The sequence below is a fragment of the Pseudomonas wayambapalatensis genome (assembly GCF_049942315.1).
GTDB classification, from domain to species: Bacteria; Pseudomonadota; Gammaproteobacteria; order Pseudomonadales; family Pseudomonadaceae; genus Aquipseudomonas; species Aquipseudomonas wayambapalatensis.
In genome coordinates this window covers 98,234-120,223 of sequence record NZ_JBNFMU010000212.1, presented here as the reverse complement: position 1 = coordinate 120,223, position 21,990 = coordinate 98,234, and the positions used below count along the sequence as shown (strand labels likewise).

At 64.6% G+C, this 21,990-nt stretch carries 24 protein-coding genes; 20 read left to right on the top strand and 4 right to left on the bottom strand.

Annotated elements, in window-relative coordinates:
• The 9 genes from ACPZMI_RS18905 to ACPZMI_RS18865 all read left to right on the top strand — a co-directional run.
• A partial coding sequence (locus ACPZMI_RS18905) for a protein phosphatase CheZ (RefSeq protein WP_426352809.1) occupies positions 1-378 on the top strand: 378 nt, incomplete at its 5' end.
• Between the two features lie 12 nt (positions 379-390).
• A complete protein-coding gene (locus ACPZMI_RS18900) occupies positions 391-2,622 on the top strand; it encodes a chemotaxis protein CheA (protein ID WP_426352808.1) in 2,232 nt (743 codons plus the stop codon).
• Positions 2,623-2,667: 45 nt separating this feature from the next.
• Positions 2,668-3,789, top strand: a complete 1,122-nt coding sequence (locus tag ACPZMI_RS18895; RefSeq protein ID WP_186666402.1) for a protein-glutamate methylesterase/protein-glutamine glutaminase — start codon at positions 2,668-2,670, stop codon at positions 3,787-3,789.
• Entirely contained in the window at positions 3,789-4,529 is a 741-nt protein-coding gene (locus ACPZMI_RS18890) for a flagellar motor protein (RefSeq protein WP_186666401.1), read from the top strand. Before ACPZMI_RS18895 ends, ACPZMI_RS18890 begins: the two co-directional genes overlap by 1 nt.
• A gap of 3 nt (positions 4,530-4,532) precedes the next feature.
• The gene (gene motD / locus ACPZMI_RS18885; protein ID WP_054895566.1) at positions 4,533-5,420 is read left to right on the top strand and encodes a flagellar motor protein MotD; all 888 of its coding nucleotides are present in this window, start codon (positions 4,533-4,535) and stop codon (positions 5,418-5,420) included.
• Positions 5,421-5,470: 50 nt separating this feature from the next.
• A complete protein-coding gene (locus ACPZMI_RS18880; RefSeq protein ID WP_186666398.1) occupies positions 5,471-6,259 on the top strand; it encodes a ParA family protein in 789 nt (262 codons plus the stop codon).
• A complete protein-coding gene (locus ACPZMI_RS18875; RefSeq protein ID WP_426352807.1) occupies positions 6,259-7,158 on the top strand; it encodes a CheW domain-containing protein in 900 nt (299 codons plus the stop codon). The genes ACPZMI_RS18880 and ACPZMI_RS18875 overlap by 1 nt, the downstream gene beginning before the upstream one ends.
• Positions 7,159-7,225: 67 nt before the next feature.
• Positions 7,226-7,705 carry a chemotaxis protein CheW gene (locus tag ACPZMI_RS18870; protein ID WP_016393802.1) on the top strand — a complete coding sequence of 160 codons (480 nt, stop codon included), beginning with the start codon at positions 7,226-7,228 and terminating at the stop codon, positions 7,703-7,705.
• A gap of 1 nt (position 7,706) precedes the next feature.
• Positions 7,707-8,102, top strand: coding sequence for a DUF2802 domain-containing protein (locus ACPZMI_RS18865; RefSeq protein WP_186709803.1), 396 nt, complete (start codon positions 7,707-7,709; stop codon positions 8,100-8,102).
• A 39-nt stretch (positions 8,103-8,141) separates the two neighbouring features.
• On the opposite strand, the gene ACPZMI_RS18860 is transcribed toward ACPZMI_RS18865, so the two are convergent.
• From ACPZMI_RS18860 to fliK, 4 genes are all read right to left on the bottom strand, one after another.
• Complete coding sequence (locus tag ACPZMI_RS18860; protein ID WP_426352806.1) at positions 8,142-10,871, bottom strand: dermonecrotic toxin domain-containing protein; 2,730 nt, start codon at positions 10,869-10,871, stop codon at positions 8,142-8,144.
• 203 nt (positions 10,872-11,074) lie between these two features.
• The gene (locus ACPZMI_RS18855) at positions 11,075-11,293 is read right to left on the bottom strand and encodes a hypothetical protein (protein WP_426352805.1); all 219 of its coding nucleotides are present in this window, start codon (positions 11,291-11,293) and stop codon (positions 11,075-11,077) included.
• A gap of 139 nt (positions 11,294-11,432) precedes the next feature.
• Positions 11,433-11,777: an EscU/YscU/HrcU family type III secretion system export apparatus switch protein gene (locus ACPZMI_RS18850; RefSeq protein WP_426352804.1), complete on the bottom strand. Its 345-nt coding sequence runs from the start codon at positions 11,775-11,777 to the stop codon at positions 11,433-11,435.
• Positions 11,774-13,330 (bottom strand): flagellar hook-length control protein FliK, encoded by a 1,557-nt coding sequence (gene fliK / locus ACPZMI_RS18845; protein WP_426352803.1) that lies wholly within the window; start codon positions 13,328-13,330, stop codon positions 11,774-11,776. The genes ACPZMI_RS18850 and fliK overlap by 4 nt, the downstream gene beginning before the upstream one ends.
• Positions 13,331-13,568: 238 nt before the next feature.
• On the opposite strand from fliK, the gene ccmA reads away from it, so the two are divergent.
• The 11 genes from ccmA to ACPZMI_RS18790 all read left to right on the top strand — a co-directional run bounded on the left by ccmA (position 13,569) and on the right by ACPZMI_RS18790 (position 21,953).
• Positions 13,569-14,201 carry a cytochrome c biogenesis heme-transporting ATPase CcmA gene (gene ccmA, locus ACPZMI_RS18840; RefSeq protein WP_186666384.1) on the top strand — a complete coding sequence of 211 codons (633 nt, stop codon included), beginning with the start codon at positions 13,569-13,571 and terminating at the stop codon, positions 14,199-14,201.
• Positions 14,198-14,866, top strand: coding sequence for a heme exporter protein CcmB (gene ccmB, locus ACPZMI_RS18835; RefSeq protein WP_186666383.1), 669 nt, complete (start codon positions 14,198-14,200; stop codon positions 14,864-14,866). Before ccmA ends, ccmB begins: the two co-directional genes overlap by 4 nt.
• Before the next feature lie 46 nt (positions 14,867-14,912).
• Entirely contained in the window at positions 14,913-15,680 is a 768-nt protein-coding gene (locus ACPZMI_RS18830) for a heme ABC transporter permease (RefSeq protein ID WP_186666382.1), read from the top strand.
• Positions 15,677-15,853 (top strand): heme exporter protein CcmD, encoded by a 177-nt coding sequence (ccmD, locus tag ACPZMI_RS18825; protein ID WP_054895614.1) that lies wholly within the window; start codon positions 15,677-15,679, stop codon positions 15,851-15,853. Before ACPZMI_RS18830 ends, ccmD begins: the two co-directional genes overlap by 4 nt.
• Positions 15,850-16,305, top strand: coding sequence for a cytochrome c maturation protein CcmE (ccmE, locus tag ACPZMI_RS18820; protein WP_186666381.1), 456 nt, complete (start codon positions 15,850-15,852; stop codon positions 16,303-16,305). The genes ccmD and ccmE overlap by 4 nt, the downstream gene beginning before the upstream one ends.
• Positions 16,306-16,316: 11 nt before the next feature.
• Positions 16,317-18,290 (top strand): heme lyase CcmF/NrfE family subunit, encoded by a 1,974-nt coding sequence (locus tag ACPZMI_RS18815; RefSeq protein ID WP_426352813.1) that lies wholly within the window; start codon positions 16,317-16,319, stop codon positions 18,288-18,290.
• Positions 18,287-18,823 (top strand): DsbE family thiol:disulfide interchange protein, encoded by a 537-nt coding sequence (locus tag ACPZMI_RS18810; RefSeq protein WP_288376089.1) that lies wholly within the window; start codon positions 18,287-18,289, stop codon positions 18,821-18,823. Before ACPZMI_RS18815 ends, ACPZMI_RS18810 begins: the two co-directional genes overlap by 4 nt.
• Positions 18,820-19,296, top strand: coding sequence for a cytochrome c-type biogenesis protein (locus tag ACPZMI_RS18805; RefSeq protein ID WP_186666379.1), 477 nt, complete (start codon positions 18,820-18,822; stop codon positions 19,294-19,296). Before ACPZMI_RS18810 ends, ACPZMI_RS18805 begins: the two co-directional genes overlap by 4 nt.
• Positions 19,289-20,473 (top strand): c-type cytochrome biogenesis protein CcmI, encoded by a 1,185-nt coding sequence (gene ccmI / locus ACPZMI_RS18800; RefSeq protein WP_186710968.1) that lies wholly within the window; start codon positions 19,289-19,291, stop codon positions 20,471-20,473. Before ACPZMI_RS18805 ends, ccmI begins: the two co-directional genes overlap by 8 nt.
• 12 nt (positions 20,474-20,485) lie before the next feature.
• Entirely contained in the window at positions 20,486-20,911 is a 426-nt protein-coding gene (locus ACPZMI_RS18795) for a hypothetical protein (protein ID WP_426352802.1), read from the top strand.
• A gap of 103 nt (positions 20,912-21,014) precedes the next feature.
• Positions 21,015-21,953 (top strand): 2-hydroxyacid dehydrogenase, encoded by a 939-nt coding sequence (locus tag ACPZMI_RS18790; RefSeq protein WP_186666376.1) that lies wholly within the window; start codon positions 21,015-21,017, stop codon positions 21,951-21,953.
• Positions 21,954-21,990: the final 37 nt, after the last annotated feature.

Below are 21,990 nucleotides of genomic sequence, written 5' to 3'. Positions count from 1 at the left end.
GCGCCGGAGTTTTGGGAGTGGGTAAAGTGTGTAGACAGTTTCTGGACGCACAGCGCCGAAGGCAACAGCAGGGTGGCCGACCACCTCAACGATATTCTCCTGGCTCAGGACTATCAGGACCTGACCGGGCAGGTGATCAAGCGGGTGACCGCGCTGGTCACCGAAGTCGAAAGCAATCTGCTCAAGCTCGTGTTGATGGCCAGTCAAGTCGACCGCTTTGCCGGTATCGAACATGACCACGATCAATTGCGTGCTGAAAAAGATGAAGAAAAACATCCAACTCGGGGTGAAGGTCCGCAGATTCATGCCGATAAGCGTGAAGACGTCGTGTCCGGTCAGGACGATGTCGATGATCTGCTGTCCAGCCTGGGTTTTTAGGGAGCACGTTTAATGAGCTTCGGCGCCGATGAAGAAATCCTTCAGGATTTCCTGGTAGAAGCCGGCGAAATCCTCGAGCAACTGTCCGAGCAACTGGTCGAGCTGGAAAGCCGACCTGACGATGCGGACCTGCTCAATGCGATCTTTCGCGGTTTTCACACTGTAAAAGGGGGCGCCGGCTTCCTTCAGCTCAATGAGTTGGTGGAGTGCTGCCACATTGCCGAGAACGTCTTCGACATCCTGCGCAAGGGAGAGCGCAGGGTCGATGCCGAACTGATGGATGTGGTGCTCGAAGCGCTGGATACGGTCAACAGCATGTTTGGCCAGGTTCGCGAGCGCAGCGACATCACCCCGGCCACGCCAGAGCTGCTCGCCGCGCTGTCGCGCCTGGCCGAACCGGCCAGCGCCGATGCCGCGGCACCGGTTGCCGTGGCCGCGGCCGTCGTCGAGGCACCGGCTGCCGAGGCGGACATCACCGATACCGAATTCGAACAACTGCTCGATTCCCTCGACGCGGTCAAGGCCCAGGCCGAGGCGGCCGAGCAGTCGCAGGGCGAAGCCGTTTCCGGCAGCGCTGACGAGATCACCGACGCCGAGTTCGAATCGCTGCTCGACCAGTTGCATGGCAAGGGTCAGTTCTCGCCGGAAGTCGCGGCGAGCGAGCCGGAGGCTGCAGTCGCGGCGCCGGCCGGTGACGAGATCACCGACGAAGAGTTCGAGGCGCTGCTCGACCAGTTGCATGGCAAGGGCGCTTTTGCCGCCGATGCACTGCCGAGCGTCGAAGCCACCGCCAGCACTGCCACTGCACCGGCGGCCGAACCTGTCGGCGACCATATCACCGACAACGAGTTCGAGGCCCTGCTGGACCAACTGCATGGCAAGGGCAAGTTCAGTGGCGATGCCGTTGCGGCTGAAGCGCCTGCCGTTGCCGTGGCGGCCGCACCTGCTGCCAAGGCCGAAAGCAAACCCGTCGCCCAGCCGGCGCCTGCACCCGCGCCAGCCGCCAAGCCTGCCGCCGCTGCGGCCCCGGCACGCGCTGCAGCCCCGGCTGCCGACAAGCACGGCGCCAGCGAGGCGGAAACCACGGTGCGGGTCGATACCGCGCGCCTGGATGAAATCATGAACATGGTCGGCGAGCTGGTGCTGGTGCGTAACCGCCTGGTGCGCTTGGGCCTGAACAGCGGCGACGAGGCCATGTCCAAGGCCGTGTCCAACCTGGACGTGGTCACCGCCGACTTGCAGACCGCGGTCATGAAGACCCGCATGCAGCCGATCAAGAAGGTCTTCGGCCGCTTCCCGCGCCTGGTGCGCGACCTGGCCCGCCAGCTCAAGAAAGAAATCAACCTGGAGCTGGTCGGCGAAGAGACCGACCTGGACAAGAACCTGGTCGAGGCCCTGGCCGACCCGCTGGTGCACTTGGTGCGCAACGCGGTCGACCATGGCGTCGAGACCCCCGAAGAGCGCGAGGCCTCCGGCAAGGCGCGCACCGGTCGGGTGGTCCTGTCGGCGGAGCAGGAGGGTGACCACATCCTGCTGTCGATCTCCGACGACGGCAAGGGCATGGACCCGAACGTCCTGCGCGCCAAGGCGGTCGAGAAGGGCCTGATGGACAAGGATGCAGCCGACCGCCTGAGCGAGTCGGATTGCTACAACCTGATCTTCGCTCCGGGCTTCTCGACCAAGACCGAGATTTCCGACGTGTCCGGCCGCGGTGTGGGCATGGATGTGGTGAAGACCAAGATTTCCCAGCTCAACGGCTCGATCAACATCTTCTCGGCCAAGGGCCAGGGCTCGAAGATCATCATCAAGGTGCCACTGACGCTGGCAATCATGCCGACGCTGATGGTGATGCTGGGCAACCAGGCGTTCGCGTTCCCGCTGGTCAACGTCAACGAGATCTTCCACCTCGACCTGTCGCGCACCAACGTGGTCGATGGCCAGGAAGTGGTGATCGTGCGCGACAAGGCGCTGCCGCTGTTCTACCTCAAGCGCTGGCTGGTCCAGGACCAGCAGCATGAGGAGCAGCTCGAAGGGCATGTGGTGATCCTGTCGGTCGGCACTCAGCGTATCGGCTTCGTGGTCGACCAGCTGGTGGGCCAGGAAGAGGTGGTGATCAAGCCGCTGGGCAAGATGCTGCAGGGCACCCCGGGCATGTCCGGCGCCACCATCACCGGTGACGGTCGTATCGCGCTGATCCTCGACGTCCCGAGCATGCTCAAGCGTTACGCCGCCCGGCGTATTTGATTTCGGCGGCGCGACCTGGCGGTTGCGCCGCCTAATGGAGTGTTTATGGCAGTCAAGGTCCTGGTGGTGGATGATTCCGGTTTCTTCCGCCGCCGTGTCTCGGAAATCCTCTCGGCGGACCCGACCATCCAGGTGGTCGGCACCGCGACCAACGGCAAGGAAGCGATCGACCAGGCGCTGGCGCTCAAGCCTGATGTGATCACCATGGACTACGAGATGCCGATGATGGACGGCATTACCGCCGTGCGGCACATCATGCAGCGCTGCCCGACGCCGGTCCTGATGTTCTCTTCGCTCACCCACGAAGGCGCGCGTGTCACCCTCGATGCGCTGGACGCAGGGGCGGTCGATTACCTGCCGAAGAACTTCGAGGATATTTCGCGTAACCCCGAGAAGGTCAAGCAGATGCTGTGCGAGAAGGTCCACACCATCTCGCGCAGCAATCGCCGTTTCAGCAGTTTCGCCAGTCACGCGCCAAGCCCGGTTGCCAGTGCCGCGCCCAGCACCAGCCATGCTCCGACCAGCACCCTGGGCAGCACTGCCCCGGTTCGTGCTGCGGCACCGGTGCGCGCCGCTGCCAGCCATTCGCCGACGCCCAAGCGCAAGCCCTACAAGCTGGTGGCGATCGGGACCTCCACAGGTGGCCCGGTGGCCCTGCAGCGGGTGCTGACGCAACTGCCCGCCAGCTTCCCGGCACCCATCGTGCTGATCCAGCACATGCCGGCGGCGTTCACCAAGGCCTTTGCCGAGCGCCTCGACAAGCTGTGCAAGATCAGCGTCAAGGAGGCCGAGGACGGTGATGTGCTGCGTCCAGGCCTTGCACTGCTGGCCCCGGGAGGCAAGCAGATGATGGTCGATGGCCGTGGCACGGTGAAGATCCTGCCGGGTGACGAACGCCTGAACTACAAACCCTGCGTGGACATCACCTTCGGCTCGGCGGCCAAGACCTACGGTGACAAGGTGCTTTCGGTCGTGCTGACCGGCATGGGCGCCGACGGACGCGAAGGTGCTCGCCTGCTCAAGCAGGGCGGCAGCACCGTATGGGCCCAGGACGAGGCAAGCTGCGTGATCTACGGCATGCCCATGGCCATCGTCAAGGCCAACCTGGCTGACGCCGTGTACAGCCTGGACGAGATCGGCAAGCACCTGGTAGAGGCCTGTGTCTGATGGATGTTCTTAGCGTTATCGGCCTGATCCTGGCGTTCGTCGCCATCGTCGGTGGCAACTTCCTCGAAGGCGGGCATGTCGGCGCGCTGCTCAACGGCCCGGCCGGGCTGATCGTGATCGGCGGCACCCTGGCCGCAGCGCTGCTGCAGTCGCCGCTGTCGGCGTTCAAGCGTGCGTTGCAGATCCTGCGCTGGATCTTCTTCCCGCCACGGGTCGATCTGGCCGGCGGTATTGACCGTGTCGTCAACTGGAGCCTGACCGCGCGCAAGGAAGGCCTGCTGGGGCTGGAGGGCGTCGCCGATGCCGAACCGGACCCGTACGCACGCAAAGGTTTGCAGCTGCTGGTCGATGGCGCGGAGCCTGAGTCGATCCGCAGCATTCTGGAGGTCGATTTCCTCACCCAGGAGAGCCGTGACATCCAGGCGGCGAAGGTCTTCGAGAGCATGGGCGGCTACGCGCCGACCATCGGCATCATCGGTGCGGTGATGGGCTTGATCCATGTGATGGGCAACCTGGCAGACCCGTCGCAACTGGGTAACGGCATTGCCGTGGCCTTCGTCGCCACCATCTATGGTGTGGCCAGTGCCAACCTGATCCTGCTGCCGGTGGCCAACAAGCTCAAGGCCATCGTCATGCGCCAGTCGCGTTATCGCGAGATGCTGCTCGAGGGGCTGCTGTCGATCGCCGAAGGCGAGAACCCACGCTCGATCGAGCTGAAGCTGCAAGGCTTCATGGAGTAAGCCATGCGTCGTCGTCGCCATACCGAGGAGCACGAGAACCACGAGCGCTGGCTGGTCTCGTACGCTGACTTCATCACCTTGCTGTTCGCCTTTTTCGTGGTGATGTACTCGATCTCCTCGATCAACGAGGGCAAGTACAAGGTCATTTCCCAGGCGCTGATCGGGGTGTTCAACGACCCCGAGCGCAGCCTCAAGCCGATCCCGATCGGCGATGAACGTCCGCTGACGATCAAGCCGGCAGAACCCTTGATCAAGGACAGTGACCAGGTCGATGCGGGCCTGGGGCAGACCAGCGTCGATCCGCTCAAGACCATCACCGATCAGGTGGCCGATGCCTTCGGCGACCTGATCAAGTCGAACCAGATGACCGTGCGTGGCAATGAGCTGTGGGTGGAGATCGAGCTCAACTCGGCCTTGTTGTTCGGCAGCGGCGACGCCATGCCCAGCGATATCGCCTTCGAGATCATCGAGAAGGTGGCCAGGATTCTCAAACCCTTCGCCAACCCGGTGCATGTCGAAGGCTTCACCGACAATCTGCCGATCCGTACCGCCCAGTACCCGACCAACTGGGAACTGTCCTCGGCGCGGGCCGCGAGCATCGTGCGGCTGCTGGCGATGGAAGGGGTGAACCCGGCGCGCATGGCCTCGGTGGGTTACGGCGAGTATCAGCCGGTCGCCAGCAACGATACCGCTGACGGCCGGGCGCGCAACCGCCGGGTCGTGCTGGTGATTTCGCGCAACCTCGAGGTGCGCCGCAGCCTGACTGGCTCCGGCAGTGCCAATGCCACCCCGGACGCGGCGTTGCGCCGTGCTGGCACACAAAGTGCACCAGCTACGCCAGCCACGACGGTCGGGAGCAATCCCGTCAAATCTCCGTCACCGAATCTATAAAACCGTTCCCGGCGGGACATTTCGCCCATGCTGGGAGGAAGCAACGCACGATGAGAGTCTGGGCAGTAGCCAATCAAAAAGGTGGCGTCGGCAAGACCACCACTACCATCGCCCTGGCCGGCCTGCTGGCCGAGGCGGGCAAGCGCGTGGTCGTCGTCGACCTCGACCCGCACGGCTCGATGACCAGCTATTTCGGGCACAATCCCGACGCTCTGGAGCACAGCTGCTACGACCTGTTCCTGCACAAGGGCGTGGTGCCCGAAGGGCTGCCGGGGCAATTGCTGCTGCCGACCAGCCATGAGCGCATTTCGCTGCTGCCTTCGAGCACTGCACTGGCGGTGCTGGAGCGCCAGTCGCCGGGCCAGAATGGCCTGGGCCTGGTAATCGCCAAGAGTCTGGCGCAGCTGTGGCAGGATTTCGACTTTGCCCTGATCGACAGCCCGCCCTTGCTGGGCGTACTGATGGTCAACGCCCTGGCGGCCAGCCAGCAACTGGTGATCCCGGTGCAGACCGAGTTCCTCGCGGTCAAGGGCCTGGAGCGCATGGTCGGCACCCTGGCGATGATCAACCGTTCACGCAAGCAGGCACTGCCCTTCCAGATCGTCCCGACCTTGTTCGACCGCCGCACCCAGGCCTCGCTCGGCACGCTCAAAGTGCTGCGCGACACCTACGGCGAGCAGGTCTGGCAAGGTTATATTCCGGTCGACACGCGCCTGCGCGATGCCAGCCGCAACGGTGTCACACCCTCGCAGTTCGACGGCAAGAGCCGCGGTGTGACCGCCTACCGGGCGCTGCTCAAGCACCTGCTGACGTACCGCAACGCATTGCAGGTGGCCTGATGAACCGCGCTCCGCAGATCACCAGCAAGCCGCAACTCGCCCTGCAGTCCTACCTCGACGGTCTGTTGCAGGAAGCCACTGAACCGGCCTCGGTGCCCGAGGCGCCGCTGCCGGTTGCGCAGGCAGAGGCACCTGAGCCCAGCGACGAATTCGCCGCGGCCGTGCGCGAAGAGCAGGCCCGTGATGCGCGCCGCGAACCCGCGTCGGTGGTAGCGCTCAAGCCGTTCGCCGAGCCTGTGGCCAATGTACTGCCCACGGTGTTGCCGCCGGTGCAGCCGGTGGTCAGCGTGGTCGACGACCAGGTGCTGGCCGAGGCGGCCATCCCGGTGCTGACCGAAGCACAGGCCATCGAGCCGGTCGCACCGCTGGTCGAAGTTCACCAGCCGGCGCCTGCTGCACCGGTTCCACCGGCCACCGCCGATGGTCGTCCGGCCTGGGCGGCGGAGCCTTTCGAATGCCTGCTGTTCGACGTGGCCGGGCTGACCCTGGCGGTGCCGCTGGTGTGCCTGGGCTCGATCTACAGCCTGGCCGGCCAGGAGCTCACGCCGCTGTTCGGCCAACCGGACTGGTTCCTCGGCATCCTCAGTTGCCAGGCCGGCAACCTGAAGGTGCTGGACACCGCGCGTTGGGTCATGCCAGACCGCTACCGTGACGATTTCCGTCAAGGCCTGCAGTACGTGATTTCCGTGCAGGGCTACGAGTGGGGGCTGGCGGTGCATCAGGTCAGCCGCTCGCTGCGCCTGGATCCGGCCGAGATCAAGTGGCGCAGCCAGCGTGGCCAGCGCCCGTGGCTGGCCGGTACGGTGATCGAACACATGTGTGCCTTGCTCGACGTTGCCGAGCTGGCCGAATTGATCGCCAGCGGTGCGGTCAAGCAGATGAATACCAAACACAACTGAATCGGCGCCGCAGCTGCCGCGGCGACAACGAGCACACCGCCAACGGCGGATTGAGAGGGCTAGGGGAATGAAAAAGTCGTCTGCACAGGGTTCCGAAGATCCGATCCTGCAGTGGGTCACCTTCCGTCTGGACAACGAGTCCTACGGCATCAACGTCATGCAGGTGCAGGAAGTCCTGCGCTATACCGAGATCGCTCCGGTGCCGGGTGCGCCGAGCTATGTGCTCGGTATCATCAACCTGCGCGGCAACGTGGTCACCGTGATCGACACCCGTCAGCGTTTCGGCCTGATGCCGTCCGATGTCACCGACAATACCCGTATCGTGATCATCGAGGCGGACAAGCAGGTCGTTGGCATCCTGGTCGACAGCGTGGCCGAAGTGGTCTATTTGCGCCAGTCGGAGATCGAGACGGCGCCGAATGTCGGTAACGAAGAGTCGGCCAAGTTCATCCAGGGCGTCTGCAACAAGAACGGCGAGCTGCTGATCCTGGTCGAGCTGGACAAGATGATGACCGAGGAAGAGTGGTCGGAGCTGGAGAACATCTGAGGTGATCTTCGAGGCTGCGGTAATCCTTCTGGCGCTGCTGTGGGCGCTGAGCCTGTGGTTTTTCCTCAACTACAGCAAGCGCCAGCGCGAGATGGCCAGCCAGCAGGCCCAGGGCGATGCGCTGCGTGACCAGCGCATCAAGGACCTGGCCAAACGTCTGGATGATTACCAGAACGTCACCGTGCGCATGGGCGAGGCCATTCACGAACTGCGCGCGGCGGTCTCGCCGCTGCCTGACAGGCTGCTGCAACTGGAGCAGCGCGATCCCAACAATGTCACCTTCTCCCAGGCCGCCAAGCTGGTGGGGATGGGCGCGAGCGTTTCCGAACTCACCGAAAGCTGCGGGCTGACCCAGGCGGAGGCTGAGTTGATGAGCAAGTTGCATCGTCGGGAATAACGGTAAAACAAGGCGATCAATCGATCGCCTTGTTTCATTTCACGTTCGTGCCCACGAGTTGCTGCCTCCCACCTTCGCCACACGACCCAGTGGCAGCAGTTCGTCGGTCAGTTTCTGAGCCTGCGGCAGGTCGACGAACAGGTACGAGTTGACCCGCGGGATACCGCACAAGTTGTTGATCTGGCGCAAGGTTGCCAATCCCGGCAGGCGTTGGTCGACGACTTGGGTGAGCAGGGCGGGGCCGGTGAGCTCGCTCAACTGCTGGGCGTAGCGGTAAAAGCCGAGAGGGTCTTCGGCCACGCTGGGTTTGCTGTCGTAGAAATCGGGGCGGGCCAGGTAGCGGGTGTGCATCTCTTCGCTGATCGCTTCCAGCGTCGGGTTGCCCGGATGGCTGCCGATCAAGCTGTTGTTGAAGAGGCAGTTCATGCCCATCTTTTCGTTGGACATCGCAGGGGCCAGCAACAGGCCGTCGGGGGTGGTGCGCAGCTCGACTTGATCGACGGCTGGTGCAGGCTTGCCATCGACGATCTCGCCGGGCGTGAATAGCGTATCGTCCACGTCAATGTATACGCCACCTTCGTGATAGAGCATCTGGTAGCGCAGCACATCAGCGGCCGAGGCATAGTTGCGCGCCACGCCGCCATTGCCGTCGAGGGCCGCCTGGTACTGCGCGTGGTACTTGCTCTGGCTGAAGCTGCGGAAGAACGCTTGCTCTTCCAGCGGCAGAACCTGTACGTCGGGAGCTTGTTCGTTGAGCAGGCGCAGATTTTCCTCGAAGGCCGCAGGGGACGCATTGGACAGGAACAGGCGTAGCCGATATTCGCTGTTCTGCAGGTGGCTGGCGTTGTTGGCCAGGTTGCGAATCAGGTCCTGGTCCATCACGTTGCCGCCGACCCATAGTGAAGAGAAGGTCTTGGGAATGGGCAGGCGATTCTCGGCAAGGGTCGGAAGTTGCACCGGCAAGGGAAGGTCGATACCCAGTGCGCGCAAGGTGCTGGTGCGCATGGCGTCGGTGACCTCGCGCGGACCTTCGACGGGCTCCAGGTCTTTGCTGTGGGGCAGGGCAACATGGCGGATCGGTTCAATGCTGTTCTCATCGCCTTCGATGATGAAGGCATTCTTTTCCATGTCATAGATCATGCGCACGTTGTAGCCGCCTATGCTGGCGTCCAGGTCGTCCAGCGAACCGTCGTACTTGGGAACGCGGATCACCGAGTCGGCGACGGTCTGATCGGCCCCCGGCAGTGGCGTGACCGAGCTGTGGTTGTGGAAGTAGGGGGCGGCATCCAGTTCCGGCAGGCGTGGCGGGGTGATCGGGCTCAGTGGGTAGCCGATCTGCTCGTTCAGGCGCCGAGGAGGGACGAAGCTTTCGCTCTTGACCTCGAACAAGGTCGTGCTCTTGGCCACACCCTGGGCAACCAGCGGCAGGGCATTGAACAGGCCCCAGGCAAGGTTGCTAACGCCTGCTTGCTGGTCCTGAAGATGCTTGCCGTTGATGACCTGGTCCAGGCCCAACCCTGCCTGTGCCAGCCCGCCGATGGCGATCAAAGGTGCCAGTCCGGGAACCACCAGGGTCAGGGGGGCGACCAGATTCAGGGTGGTGTTCAGATAGCCTTGCCACCTTTTCTTCGTCACCTCGCTGTCGCTGGTGATGAGGAAGTTCGCATCGTCGTAGGTACGCTGGCGTTGGCGCTTGGCCAGGGCCTGGAACAGGTCGCCCTTGATCTTGGGATTGTACTTGCCGGGTCGGTAATTGACGTAGGTCCGTGGCGGCCAGGTTCCGTCGTCGTTGAAAAAACCATGCTCCGGTGGCAGGTTGTGTCTGGCGGGGTAGGCGCCAAGCCCTTCCAGGGCAGTGTCCAGACCGCTGAAATCAATGCCCTGAGGGCCATCGGCGAGGCGGAAGTGGCGCTTGAGTGCGTTACGTTTACCAGCGTCCTTGCACTGTTCGCCGATCCAGTCCTTCATCGCCTCTTCGCTGGCGAATTCGAGCAGCGGCGAGCTGTTGCCAGGCATGTACAGCACGGTGAGGTCGCTTGCCACATCATTGATGTACAACAGGTCGGTGGAAGCATAGCCATAGATGCTCAGGGTGCTCAGGCGCAGCCTGCCGCGCGGTAGCAACTTGGCTGCGCGCCAGATCAGCCGTCTTGCCGGATCGCTTAGGCTGCCTTCGCTGACCTGCTTGTTGCAGGCGGCGATGAAGTTGAGCTTGCAGGATTGGCCATAGGTTTGCAGATGGGCGGCCCAATAGGTGTCGAGCAATGCCTTGTACTGCGTGTGGTAATCCAGGGCCTCGATATGGCTTTGCAGGGTTTCGGCGGAGATTGTCAGCAGCGTCGTGGAGTCGAAGCGCGAATCATCGGTGCGGCGGAACAGGCCATTGAAGACGCGGTACCAGTCACCGTTGTGGCCAATCGGTGGAGAAGGCAAGGTGTCGACGATGCGGATCTTGCCTGCAGGCAAGGTTCCGGCCCATGGGTGCTCGAACAGCGCGTCGAACACATTGTTGTTTGACTCACCCTGCCAATTCATCAGCACCGCTTCGATCAGACTGACGCGCTGGATCACCTGGGCCAGGGGTATGCCGGAACCTGGTTCACGGACATGCAGGGTCACGACCTCGATCTGATCGGGCGCCAGTTGCACGCCTTGGGCGCGCAGCCAGGTCTGTATGCTGCGGCCGACTTCATGGTCGGGACGCGGAAGGTTAGCCAGATGGTCGCGTACGTACTGCACGCCGGCGGGGTTGATTCGAGTCGAAAGCATGACATCACCTTTTGGGCACGGGGAGACCCAGCGTGGCGCTTTCGTGGCGACGGCAGTGGTAGATATCTGCGACCCTGCCTGTGGACGGGCATGCCATCCGCAGGTGGGCAGCGCTTTGGCGCCAACGGTCGCAGGGCGAGGGCCTCGCTGGCTTCTTCCACGGGCTGCAGCATCTGGCCAAAGGTGACGAAGCCTGGCCGACATTAGCTGAACAGTGCATCGGGCCGGAAACGGGCGTTGCCCAGCAATGGCAGCGCATTGAACAGACCAAAGGCTTGCGCCGTCACGCCAGCGGCCTTGTCCGCGAGCGTGTTGCCGTTGATTGCCTTGTCCAGCCCCAGGCCGAACTGGGCCAGCCCTCCTGCGGCCAGCAGCGGGGTGAGTGCTGGAACCACCATGGCCACGGGGGCGAGCAGGGTCATGGCGGCATTGAGGTAGCTGCTCCAGCGCGCCTTGTCGATCTGGTGATTGCTGACGATCTGGCTGTCGGCATCGGCGTATGACCTTTGCTGCTGGCGCTTGGCAAGTTCATCGAACAGCGGTTCGGTAATGGGCGGGGTGTTAGATACTGCTGGCGTCGGGAAGGGGCAGGTGCGGTCCGGGGGGGATATCGCGCTCGCCTGGGGGCGTGTCGTCGAAATTCGCCGGTAGTTTGCCGCGCAACTGCCAGGCGAAGGCGATGATCTCGGCGATGGTCAGGTACAGGGCCTCGGGGATCTGTTCGCCCAGTTCCAGCCGAGCCAGCAGGCGCACCAGTTCGGCGTTTTCGTAGATCGGCACTTCATGTTCGCGGGCCAGGGCGAGAATCGCCTCGGCCAGTTCATCCTCGCCTTTGGCGCTCAAGGTCGGTGCCTGTGCACCGTCGTAACTCAGGGCGATGGCTTTACGGGGGGCTTTGTTGTTCATGCGGTTTCGTCCACCCAGCGTTGTTCCAGTCGTGTGCGCGGGCCTTGCGGCGGGGTGCCGGGGTGACAGGCAAGGTCACCCACATCGAGGCCACGGGCGAGCAGGCGTTCGCGCAGGCTGCCGAGCTGGCTGTCGATCAGTTGTGCGGTCTGTGGACGCTCGGCCCACAGCTGGCCGCTGAGGCGGCCCTGGCTCAGTTGTGCCTGTACTTGCAGCGGGCCCAGTGGTGGCAGGTCGAAGGCCAGTTCGATGCGCCACAGCGACTGCAGCGGATCACGCTGCTCGCGCTGCGGGTCGGCCTGCTGCTGTGGGGTGTCCTCGCGTTGCAGCTTGGCCTGCAGCGGGATGAACTCCTGGCCGTGGCGCAAGGGGATCTCGGTTTGCCAGGTGGTCTGCTGGTTGCCGCTCTCGGTGGTGCCGGTCTGCTGCAGGCTGGCCAGTTGATGGCTTTGTACGCGCGAGATGGCGGCGGCGGCCAGGCGCAGCAATTGCTGCAGGTCGCCTTTTTCTTCCAGGCTCTGCAGCAGTCGCGAGGGCAGGGGGAAGGCACCAGGTTGAGGTCGGCTGCTGACCTGGTCGAGCATGCCCAGGGCACTGCGGGCCATGCCCGGCAGGACCTGAGCCAGGGCGGTGGCGGCCAGGGCCGGGTTGAAGGTCGGGTTGCTCGGAACACCTGGCAGGATCTGCGCCACCAGGCGCACCAGTTGTGCCTTGAGGTCCGGCGTGACAGCGGCGCCCAGCCCGCCGAGCAGCTTGGCTTCGAGAAACGCACCGCTGTTGTTCAGCGCCTGGGCGATGCTCTTGGCATCGCCCAGTTGCGTAGGGTCAGGCAGGCTGGCCAGCAGGCGTGCCGCCGTGGCACTCAGCTCGCTGTTGCCGGCAGGGGCACTGGCGATCTGCTGCAAGGCATTGAGCAAGGTTGGCAGCGAAGCCTGGCGGCTTTGTTGGGTCAGCAGTTGTTGGGCGATGGTCAGTTGATCCTGACGGCCACTCAGGGGCACGAAGCGCAGCGACTGGTCGCCTTGCACCAGCGCGCTGAGCAGGCTGCCGACCGCCAACGGGCGTGGGCTGTCGAGGGTCAGGGTGGCGCCGGCCTGGCTGCTGTTGAGCAGGCTCACCAATGAGCGGAACGCTGTGGCGCCCGGCAGCGCCTGGCTGGTCAGGACCTTGCCCTGCAGCAGGGTGCCGATCGGTATCTTGCCGGTGTCGAGCTGCGTGAGGGTAGCGATGTTGCTGGCGCTGGCCTGCTGCAAGACGACCGCCAGGCGGTTGCCGTCGGCTTGGCCGAGGGTGATGTGGCTGCCAGGGGGCAGCGGCTGGTTGGCGCTGGCCTGCACCTGGGCCTGGTTGCCGTTGGGCAGGCTCAGGCGCAACAGCATCATGAAGTCCTGGCCCACCTGGCGCAGGTTCAGCACTTCGGCCTGGGCAGTCTGGCCCGGGGGGATCAGGCCGGGTTGCGGTTGACTCAGGCGCAGCAGCTCGCCGGTCAGGCTGGCCTTGGCCACCTGCGCCGCGAATGCGCTTTGTGCGCCGAGACTATTGATTTCCGTCATGATTGTATACAACCTGTCGAGCCAGCCCTCTTGGCAGCGGGGTGGCACATGTAATAATGCCGGGCGCGCTGCCACTGCCAGTATAACGGCCAGGGGCGGGGCGACTTGAGACAAGGGTGTTGATCTGCGGTGTTTCATTCGCGGGCAAGCCCGCTCCCACAGGGCCTCTGTGGGGGTGGGCTTGCCCGCGAAGAAGGCGCCACCGCTCGACACGCCACGAACAGCATAAGGCGAAACCGTGACCCTCCACCTCCAAGCCGCGAACCTTGCCTGCGAGCGCGACTGGCGACTGCTCTTCGAGCACCTGGACTTCGAACTGCGCCCCGGCGACATGCTGCAGGTCAGCGGACCCAATGGCAGCGGCAAGACCAGCCTGCTGCGCCTGCTGGCCGGGTTGATGCAGCCGACTGCCGGGCAGATCCTGCTTGACGGCCGTGCGCTGGGCGACCAGCGCCATGCCCTGGCCAGCATCCTGCTGTGGATTGGGCATGCTGCCGGGATCAAGGAACTGCTGACGGCCGAAGAGAACCTTGCCTGGCTCTGTGCCCTGCATCGCCCCGCGACCCGCGAGGGCATCTGGACGGCACTCGAGGCAGTCGGCCTGCGCGGGTTCGAGGACGTGCCTTGTCACACGCTCTCGGCCGGCCAGCAGCGCCGTGTCGCCCTGGCCCGCCTGTACCTGGACTGCCCGCCGCTGTGGATCCTCGACGAACCCTTCACCGCCCTCGACAAACAAGGGGTGGCCCAGCTCGAAGCGCACCTGGCCGCGCACTGCGAGCAGGGGGGCACGGTGGTGCTGACCACCCATCACAACCTCGAGCGCAGGCCGTCGGGCTACCGCGAACTCAACCTGGGGCAGTGGGCGGCATGAGCGTATTCCTTCTGTTGCTGCGCCGCGAAGCACGCCTGTTGTTCCGTCGCCCGGCGGAGTTGGCCAACCCGCTGGTGTTCTTTGCCATCGTCGTGGCGCTGTTCCCGCTGGCGGTCGGCCCCGAGACACAATTGTTGCAAACCTTGTCGCCGGGACTGGTCTGGGTCGCGGCCTTGCTGGCGGTATTGCTGTCGCTGGACGGCCTGTTCCGCAGCGATTTCGAGGACGGTTCGCTGGAGCAATGGGTGCTGTCACCGCATCCACTGCCATTGCTGGTGCTGGCCAAGGTGCTGGCGCATTGGACCTTTTCCGGGCTGGCGCTGGTATTGTTGGCGCCACTGCTGGCGCTGATGCTGGGGCTGCCGGTCGCCTGCCTGCCGGTGCTGCTAGGCTCGCTGCTGCTCGGCACCCCGGTGCTGAGCTTGCTGGGAGCGGTGGGGGCGGCGCTGACGGTCGGGCTCAAGCGCGGTGGTTTGCTGCTGGCGTTGCTGATTCTGCCGTTGTATATCCCTGTATTGATCCTGGGCAGTGGTGCGTTGCAGGCGGCGTTGCAGAATATGCCCGCGACCGGACACCTGCTCTGGCTGGCCAGCCTGACCGCCCTGGCCGTGACATTGGCACCCTTTGCGATAGCGGCCGGCCTGAAGATCAGCGTCGGCGAATAACGAGTCCCGGGCACCGAAGCCCGGCAAAGACCCTGGATGTACCCTGATGAAAATGAGCTGGACGTGGTTCCACAAACTGGGTTCCCCAAAATGGTTCTATGCCATCAGCGGGCGCATGCTGCCGTGGCTGACCATCGCTGCCGTGCTCCTGTTGCTGGTGGGCATCGCCTGGGGCCTCGCTTTCGCGCCACAGGACTACCAGCAGGGCAACAGTTTCCGGATCATCTACATCCACGTGCCGGCGGCGATGCTGGCGCAGTCCTGCTATGTGCTGCTGGCCGTTGCCGGTGTGGTGGGGCTGGTGTGGAAGATGAAGCTGGCCGACGTCGCCCTGCAGTGCGCCGCTCCCATCGGCGCCTGGATGACCGCAGTGGCGCTGGTCACCGGGGCCATCTGGGGCAAGCCGACCTGGGGTAGCTGGTGGGTGTGGGACGCGCGCCTGACCTCGATGCTGATCCTGCTGTTCCTGTACTTCGGCATCATCGCCCTGGGCCAGGCCATCAGTAACCGCGACAGCGCCGCCAAGGCGTGCGCGGTGCTGGCCATCGTCGGCGTGGTCAACATCCCGATCATCAAGTACTCGGTGGAGTGGTGGAACACCCTGCACCAGGGCGCCACCTTCACCCTCACCGAAAAGCCGGCCATGCCTGCCGAGATGTGGCTGCCGCTGTTGCTGACGGTGCTGGGCTTCTACTGCTTCTTCGGCGCCGTGCTGCTGCTGCGCATGCGTCTTGAAGTGCTCAAGCGCGAAGCGCGTGCCAGTTGGGTGCGCGACGAAGTGCTGAACAGCCTGGGCCGGGAGACCGTGCGATGAGTTTCGCCTCTTTCAGTGATTTCCTCGCCATGGGCCATCACGGCCTGTACGTGTGGTCGGCCTATGGCATTTGCCTGACGGTACTGGCAATCAATGTCGCCCTGCCGCTGCAGGCCCGCCGCCGCTACCTGCAAGAAGAGGCGCGCCGTCTGCGCCGGGAGAACCACCAGTGAATCCGCAGCGCAAGAAACGCCTGTTGCTCATCCTCGGCCTGCTGCTCGGCGTCGCCGTGGCCCTGGGCTTTGCCTTGAGCGCCCTGCAGCAGAACATCAACCTGTTCTACACCCCTACCCAGATCGCCAATGGCGAGGCGCCGCAGGACACACGCATTCGCGCCGGCGGCATGGTCGAGAAGGGCTCGGTGCAGCGCTCGGCCGACTCGCTCGACGTACGCTTCGTGGTCACCGACTTCAACAAGTCGGTGCCGATCACCTACCGCGGTATCCTTCCGGACCTGTTCCGCGAAGGGCAGGGCATCGTTGCCCTGGGCAAGCTCAACGCCGAGGGTGTGGTGGTGGCTGACGAAGTGCTGGCCAAGCACGACGAGAAGTACATGCCGCCCGAGGTGACCAAGGCGCTCAAGGAAAGCGGCCAGGCCGCCACTGCCGGCGAGGTCAAGCCATGAACGCTGCCCTGGTGATACCCGAGCTTGGCCAGTTGGCGATGATCCTGGCGATCTGTTTTGCCGTGGTGCAGGCCAGCGTGCCGCTGCTCGGTGCCTGGCGCGGCGACCGCCTCTGGATGGGCCTGGCGCGCCCCGCGGCCTGGGGCCAGTTCGCCTTCCTCGCCTTTGCCTTCGCCTGCCTGACCCATGCCTTCATGACCGACAACTTCTCGGTCGCCTATGTCGCCCACAACTCCAACACCGCACTGCCCTGGTACTACAAGTTCAGCGCCGTGTGGGGTGCCCACGAAGGCTCACTGCTGCTCTGGGCGTTGATCCTGGGGGGCTGGACCTTCGCCGTGTCGGTGTTCTCGCGGCAGTTGCCGCAGGTGATGCTGGCGCGGGTGCTGGCGGTGATGGGCATGATCAGCACAGGTTTCCTGTCGTTCCTGATCATCACCTCCAATCCCTTCACCCGCCTGCTGCCGCAGGTGCCCACCGACGGTCGCGACCTCAATCCGCTGCTGCAGGACTTCGGCCTGATCGTCCATCCGCCGATGCTTTACATGGGCTACGTGGGCTTCTCGGTGGCCTTCGCCTTCGCCATCGCGGCGCTGCTCGGTGGCCGCCTGGATGCGGCCTGGGCACGCTGGTCGCGGCCCTGGACCATTGTCGCCTGGGCCTTCCTCGGCATCGGCATCACCCTCGGCTCCTGGTGGGCCTACTATGAGCTGGGCTGGGGCGGCTGGTGGTTCTGGGATCCGGTGGAAAATGCCTCGTTCATGCCATGGCTGGTCGGTACTGCGCTGATCCATTCGCTGGCGGTGACCGAAAAGCGCGGGGTGTTCAAGAGCTGGACCGTGCTGCTGGCCATCGCGGCATTCTCGCTGAGCCTGCTGGGTACCTTCCTGGTGCGTTCCGGGGTACTGACCTCGGTGCACGCCTTCGCCGCCGACCCGTCGCGCGGTGTGTTCATCCTGATCTTCCTGCTGTTCGTGGTCGGCGGCTCGCTGACCCTGTTCGCCCTGCGCGCTCCGGTGGTCAAGAGCCACGTGGGCTTTGGCCTGTGGTCGCGCGAGACGCTGCTGCTGGCCAACAACCTGGTGCTGGTGGTGGCCGCCTCGATGATCCTGCTGGGCACGCTCTACCCGCTGGTGCTCGACGCCCTGACCGGCGCCAAGCTGTCGGTCGGCCCACCTTACTTCGATGCGTTGTTCCTGCCGTTGATGGCGCTGCTGATGGTGGTGCTGGCAATCGGTGTACTGGTGCGCTGGAAGGATACGCCTGGCAAATGGCTGTTCGGCATGCTGACGCCGGTGCTGATCGGCAGCGCGATCCTGGCGCCGGTCGCCGGGCTGATCGTCGACGACTTCGACTGGCCGGCGCTCAGCGTCTTCGCCCTGGCCGCCTGGGTGGTGCTCGGCGGTGTGCGCGACATCCTCGACAAGACCCGTCACAAAGGCCTGCTCAAGGGCCTGCGCGGCCTGCACCGCAGCTACTGGGGCATGCACCTGGCCCACCTGGGGCTGGTGGTGTGTGCCCTGGGCGTGGTGTTGTCGAGCAACAACAGCGCCGAGCGCGACCTGCGCATGGCGCCGGGCGAAAGCGTCGAGCTGGGCGGTTACCACTTCCTGTTCGAGGGCGCCAAGCACTTCGAGGGGCCGAACTTCATTTCTGACAGGGGCACCATCCGTGTGTCGCGTGAGGGGCGTGAAGTGACGGTGTTGCACCCGGAAAAACGCCTGTACACCGTGCAGCAATCGATGATGACCGAGGCCGGTATCGATGCAGGCTTTACCCGCGACCTCTATGTCGCCCTGGGCGAGCCATTGGAGAACGGTGCCTGGGCAGTACGGGTACACATCAAGCCCTACGTGCGCTGGATCTGGCTGGGCGGCCTGCTGACCGCGCTGGGCGGTCTGCTCGCGGCGCTGGACCGGCGTTATCGGATCAAGGTCACGGCGCGGGTGCGCGAAACATTGGGCCTGTCTGGAGCGGCGGCATGAAGCGTTGGATCATGGTAGTGCCATTGGCGGTGTTCCTGCTGATGGCCGTGTTTCTGTACAAGGGGCTGTTCCTCAAGCCCGACGAACTGCCGTCGGCGATGATCGGCAAGCCCTTCCCGGCATTTTCGCTGCAGAGCGTGCAGGGCGACCGGACCCTGACCCAGGCCGACCTGCAGGGACGGCCGGCGCTGGTCAACGTCTGGGGCACCTGGTGCCCGTCGTGCAAGGTCGAGCACCCTTATCTGAACCAACTGGCCGAGCAAGGGGTGGTGATCCACGGGATCAACTACAAGGATGACAACGCCGCCGCGCTCAAATGGCTGGCCGAATTCCACAACCCTTACCAGCTCGATATCCGCGACGAGCAGGGCACCCTGGGCCTGGACCTGGGCGTGTACGGCGCGCCGGAAACCTTCCTGATCGACGCCAAGGGCATCATTCGTTACAAGCATGTCGGCGTGGTCGATGCCACGGTCTGGCGCGAGCAACTGGCGCCGCTGTACCAGGGGCTGGTCGATGAGGGGCAGCCATGAAGCGTTGGCTTGCCGCCGCCGTACTCGGCTTGAGCCTGGCCGGCATGGCCAGGGCGGCTATCGATACCTATCAGTTTCGCGACGATGCCGAGCGCGAGCGCTACCAGCAACTGACCAAGGAACTGCGCTGCCCCAAGTGCCAGAACCAGGACATTGCCGACTCCAATGCACCGATCGCCGCCGACCTGCGCCGGGAGATCTTCCGTATGCTCGGCGAAAACCAGAGCAACCAGCAGATCATCGACTTCATGGTCGATCGCTATGGCGACTTCGTACGCTACAAGCCAGCGCTGACGGCGCGTACCTGGCTGCTCTGGTTCGGCCCTGGCGTGTTGCTGGCTGGCGGCTTCGTGGTGCTGGCGGTGATCGTCCGTCGGCGCCGCAGCCCGGTGGCGCAAGGCACCTGCGAACTCTCCGTGGACGAACGCGAACGTCTCGCCAAACTGCTGGATAAAGAACAGACCCATGACTGAATTCTGGCTGAGTGCGGGCCTGCTGTTGCTCGCCGCCCTGGCTTTCCTGATGATCCCGATCCTGCGTGGCCGCCGCCAGCAGGCCGAAGAAGACCGCACCGCGCTCAACGTGGCCCTGTACCAGGAGCGGGTCGCCGAGTTGACTGCACAGCAGGAGGCCGGGGTGCTCGACGCCGGGCAACTGGCCAAGGGTCGCGATGAGGCAGCCCGTGAACTGCTGTCCGACACCGAAGGGAGCGAGGCGCCGCGTCAGGGGCATCTGGGCAAGACCCTGCCCCTGGTGGCTGCCGTGCTGGTACCGGTGATGGCGTTGGGGTTGTACCTGCATTTCGGCGCCGCCGACAAGGTCGAGCTGACCCGTGAGTTCGCCGACGCGCCGAAAACCATGCAGGAGATGACCACGCGCCTGGAGCGTGCCGTGCAGGCCCAGCCGGACTCTGCCGAGGGCCTGTATTTCCTGGGCCGCGCCTACATGGCCGACCAGCGTCCTGCCGATGCCGCCAAGGCCTTCGAACGTGCGGTCGCCCTGGCTGGTCGTGAGCCCGAGCTGCTCGGGCAGTGGGCCCAGGCGCAGTACTTCGCTGCCGACAAGCACTGGAGCCCACAACTGCAGAGCCTGACCGACGAAGCGCTCAAGGCCGACCCGAACGAGGTCACCAGCCTGGGGCTGCGCGGCATCGCTGCCTTCGAGGGCGAGCGCTATCAGGAAGCGATCGACTACTGGCAGCGCCTGCTGGCGCAACTGCCCGAAGGCGATGCCTCGCGCGCCGCCCTGCAGGGTGGGATCGACCGCGCTGCCGACAAGCTCAAGGCTGACGGCGGCAAGCCGGTGCAGACTGCGAGCCTGACCGTGCGCGTCGAGCTGGCCGCAGCGCTCAAGGACAAGGTCAAGCCGGACGACACCGTGTTCATCTTCGCCCGCGCCAGTAACGGCCCGCCGATGCCGCTGGCGGCCAAGCGAGTGACGGTGGCGCAGTTGCCGATCGAAGTGCAGTTGTCGGATGCCGACGCGATGATGCCGCAGATGAAACTGTCGGACTTCGCTGAAGTCCAACTGGTTGCGCGCGTATCGCGTGCCGGCCAGCCGACCCAGGGCGAGTGGATCGGCCAGAGCGCGCCGCTGGCTACCCGTGGCCAGCCAACCCAGCAGCTGACCATCGACCGCCCCGACCGATAAGAGATTGCCGCCATGAACCGCAGCGTACGCCTGACCTTGATCACCCTGGCCCTGGGGCTTTCCGCCTGTACGGTGCATCAGCCAGGCGAGCGCGAGTCGCTGCCACCGATCGAGACCACCCCTCCACCGCACCAGGGGCCGGTGGTCAAGCCGCTGCCGGGCGGCCAGCCCGCACCGCAGCCTGGTGCGCCGTCCGGTATTCCCAAGCCGATGCCACGCACCTCCGCGAGCTTCGCGCCGCCGCCGGGCGGTGCCAGCCATTGGGATCCGAAGCTTGGCGTCTATGTGCTGGAGAAGCAGCCCAACACCTTCTATCGTCAGCGCACTTACTACCGTTATGACAATGGCTGGAGCTGGTCGCTGAGCCCCAATGGCCCCTGGCAGGAGACCGACAGCAGCGGTGTGCCGGGTGGGTTGGGCAGGGCCTTCGCGCAGTAAGTATCCTTCACGCCTCTGTCGTGGGCGCGTCCCCGCGATAGAGGCCCTCGCAGTCTCCAACCGAACTGGCATAATCCCCCTCTGAATCGAACCGGAGGGTGGCATGAGCAAGACAGTCCTGGTACTGGTGGAAACCGTCGACGATTACCTGCCGCTGCTGGAGCAGGCCGGTTACCACCTGATTCGTGCCCCATCCGCGCAACGGCGTGCGCAAGCCATCGCCGAGCATGCCGAACAGATCGACGCTGTCCTCACCCGTGGCCCGCTGGGCCTGACCGGTGCGGAAATCCAGGCACTGCCCAAACTCGAAATCATCTGCGTGATCGGCGCAGGCTATGAGCAGGTCGACCTGGCCGCCGCCAAGGCCCGTGGCATTACCGTCACCAACGGTGCTGGCGCCAACGCAGGCCCGGTCGCCGATCACGCCATGGCCCTGTTGCTGGCGATGTTGCGCGACATTCCCCGGGCCGATGCCAGCACCCGGCGCGGTGAATGGAACCGGGTCATCAGCCCCTCGGTGAGCGGCAAGCGCCTTGGCATCATCGGCCTTGGTGCCATCGGCCAGGCCATCGCCAAGCGTGCGGCGCAGGGCTTCGACATGAGCGTCAGCTACCACAGTCGAACGCCGCGTGCCGATGTGCCCTACACCTGGTACGACAGCCCGTTGCAACTGGCCCAGGCCGTGGACATCCTGGTGATCGCCACCCCGGGTGGTGCCGGTACCTTGCACCTGGTCGATGCCCCGGTGCTCGCGGCGCTGGGGGGCGAGGGGTATCTGGTCAATATCGCCCGCGCGAGCGTGGTCGATACCCAGGCGCTCGTGCAGGCATTGCAGGCGGGCATCATCGCTGGTGCCGCATTGGACGTCTTCGATGACGAGCCTGCCGTGCCCGAGGCACTCAAGGTGTTGGGCAATACCGTGCTGACCCCGCATGTCGCCGGCCAGTCGCCGGAAGCGGCGCGCGATACCGTGACCCTGGTGCTGCGCAATCTCCAGGCATTCTTCGCTGGCGAGCCGGTGCTCACGCCAGTACTGTCGTAACCCCCAGCTTTCGATCCCGCCTGACAAGGAGTGTGTG

Coding starts and splice junctions, on each gene's coding strand:
- ACPZMI_RS18895 (WP_186666402.1), top strand. CDS start 2,668: ATGGCAGTCAAGGTCCTGGTGGTGGATGATTCCGGTTTCTTCCGCCGC.
- ACPZMI_RS18805 (WP_186666379.1), top strand. CDS start 18,820: ATGAAGCGTTGGCTTGCCGCCGCCGTACTCGGCTTGAGCCTGGCCGGC.
- ACPZMI_RS18900 (WP_426352808.1), top strand. CDS start 391: ATGAGCTTCGGCGCCGATGAAGAAATCCTTCAGGATTTCCTGGTAGAA.
- ccmD (WP_054895614.1), top strand. CDS start 15,677: ATGAGTTTCGCCTCTTTCAGTGATTTCCTCGCCATGGGCCATCACGGC.
- ACPZMI_RS18890 (WP_186666401.1), top strand. CDS start 3,789: ATGGATGTTCTTAGCGTTATCGGCCTGATCCTGGCGTTCGTCGCCATC.
- ccmI (WP_186710968.1), top strand. CDS start 19,289: ATGACTGAATTCTGGCTGAGTGCGGGCCTGCTGTTGCTCGCCGCCCTG.
- ACPZMI_RS18870 (WP_016393802.1), top strand. CDS start 7,226: ATGAAAAAGTCGTCTGCACAGGGTTCCGAAGATCCGATCCTGCAGTGG.
- ACPZMI_RS18790 (WP_186666376.1), top strand. CDS start 21,015: ATGAGCAAGACAGTCCTGGTACTGGTGGAAACCGTCGACGATTACCTG.
- fliK (WP_426352803.1), bottom strand. CDS start 13,330: ATGACGGAAATCAATAGTCTCGGCGCACAAAGCGCATTCGCGGCGCAG.
- ACPZMI_RS18860 (WP_426352806.1), bottom strand. CDS start 10,871: ATGCTTTCGACTCGAATCAACCCCGCCGGCGTGCAGTACGTACGCGAC.
- ACPZMI_RS18875 (WP_426352807.1), top strand. CDS start 6,259: ATGAACCGCGCTCCGCAGATCACCAGCAAGCCGCAACTCGCCCTGCAG.
- ACPZMI_RS18795 (WP_426352802.1), top strand. CDS start 20,486: ATGAACCGCAGCGTACGCCTGACCTTGATCACCCTGGCCCTGGGGCTT.
- ACPZMI_RS18830 (WP_186666382.1), top strand. CDS start 14,913: ATGAAAATGAGCTGGACGTGGTTCCACAAACTGGGTTCCCCAAAATGG.
- ACPZMI_RS18855 (WP_426352805.1), bottom strand. CDS start 11,293: ATGACCCTGCTCGCCCCCGTGGCCATGGTGGTTCCAGCACTCACCCCG.
- ccmB (WP_186666383.1), top strand. CDS start 14,198: ATGAGCGTATTCCTTCTGTTGCTGCGCCGCGAAGCACGCCTGTTGTTC.
- ACPZMI_RS18880 (WP_186666398.1), top strand. CDS start 5,471: ATGAGAGTCTGGGCAGTAGCCAATCAAAAAGGTGGCGTCGGCAAGACC.
- ACPZMI_RS18850 (WP_426352804.1), bottom strand. CDS start 11,777: ATGAACAACAAAGCCCCCCGTAAAGCCATCGCCCTGAGTTACGACGGT.
- motD (WP_054895566.1), top strand. CDS start 4,533: ATGCGTCGTCGTCGCCATACCGAGGAGCACGAGAACCACGAGCGCTGG.
- ACPZMI_RS18810 (WP_288376089.1), top strand. CDS start 18,287: ATGAAGCGTTGGATCATGGTAGTGCCATTGGCGGTGTTCCTGCTGATG.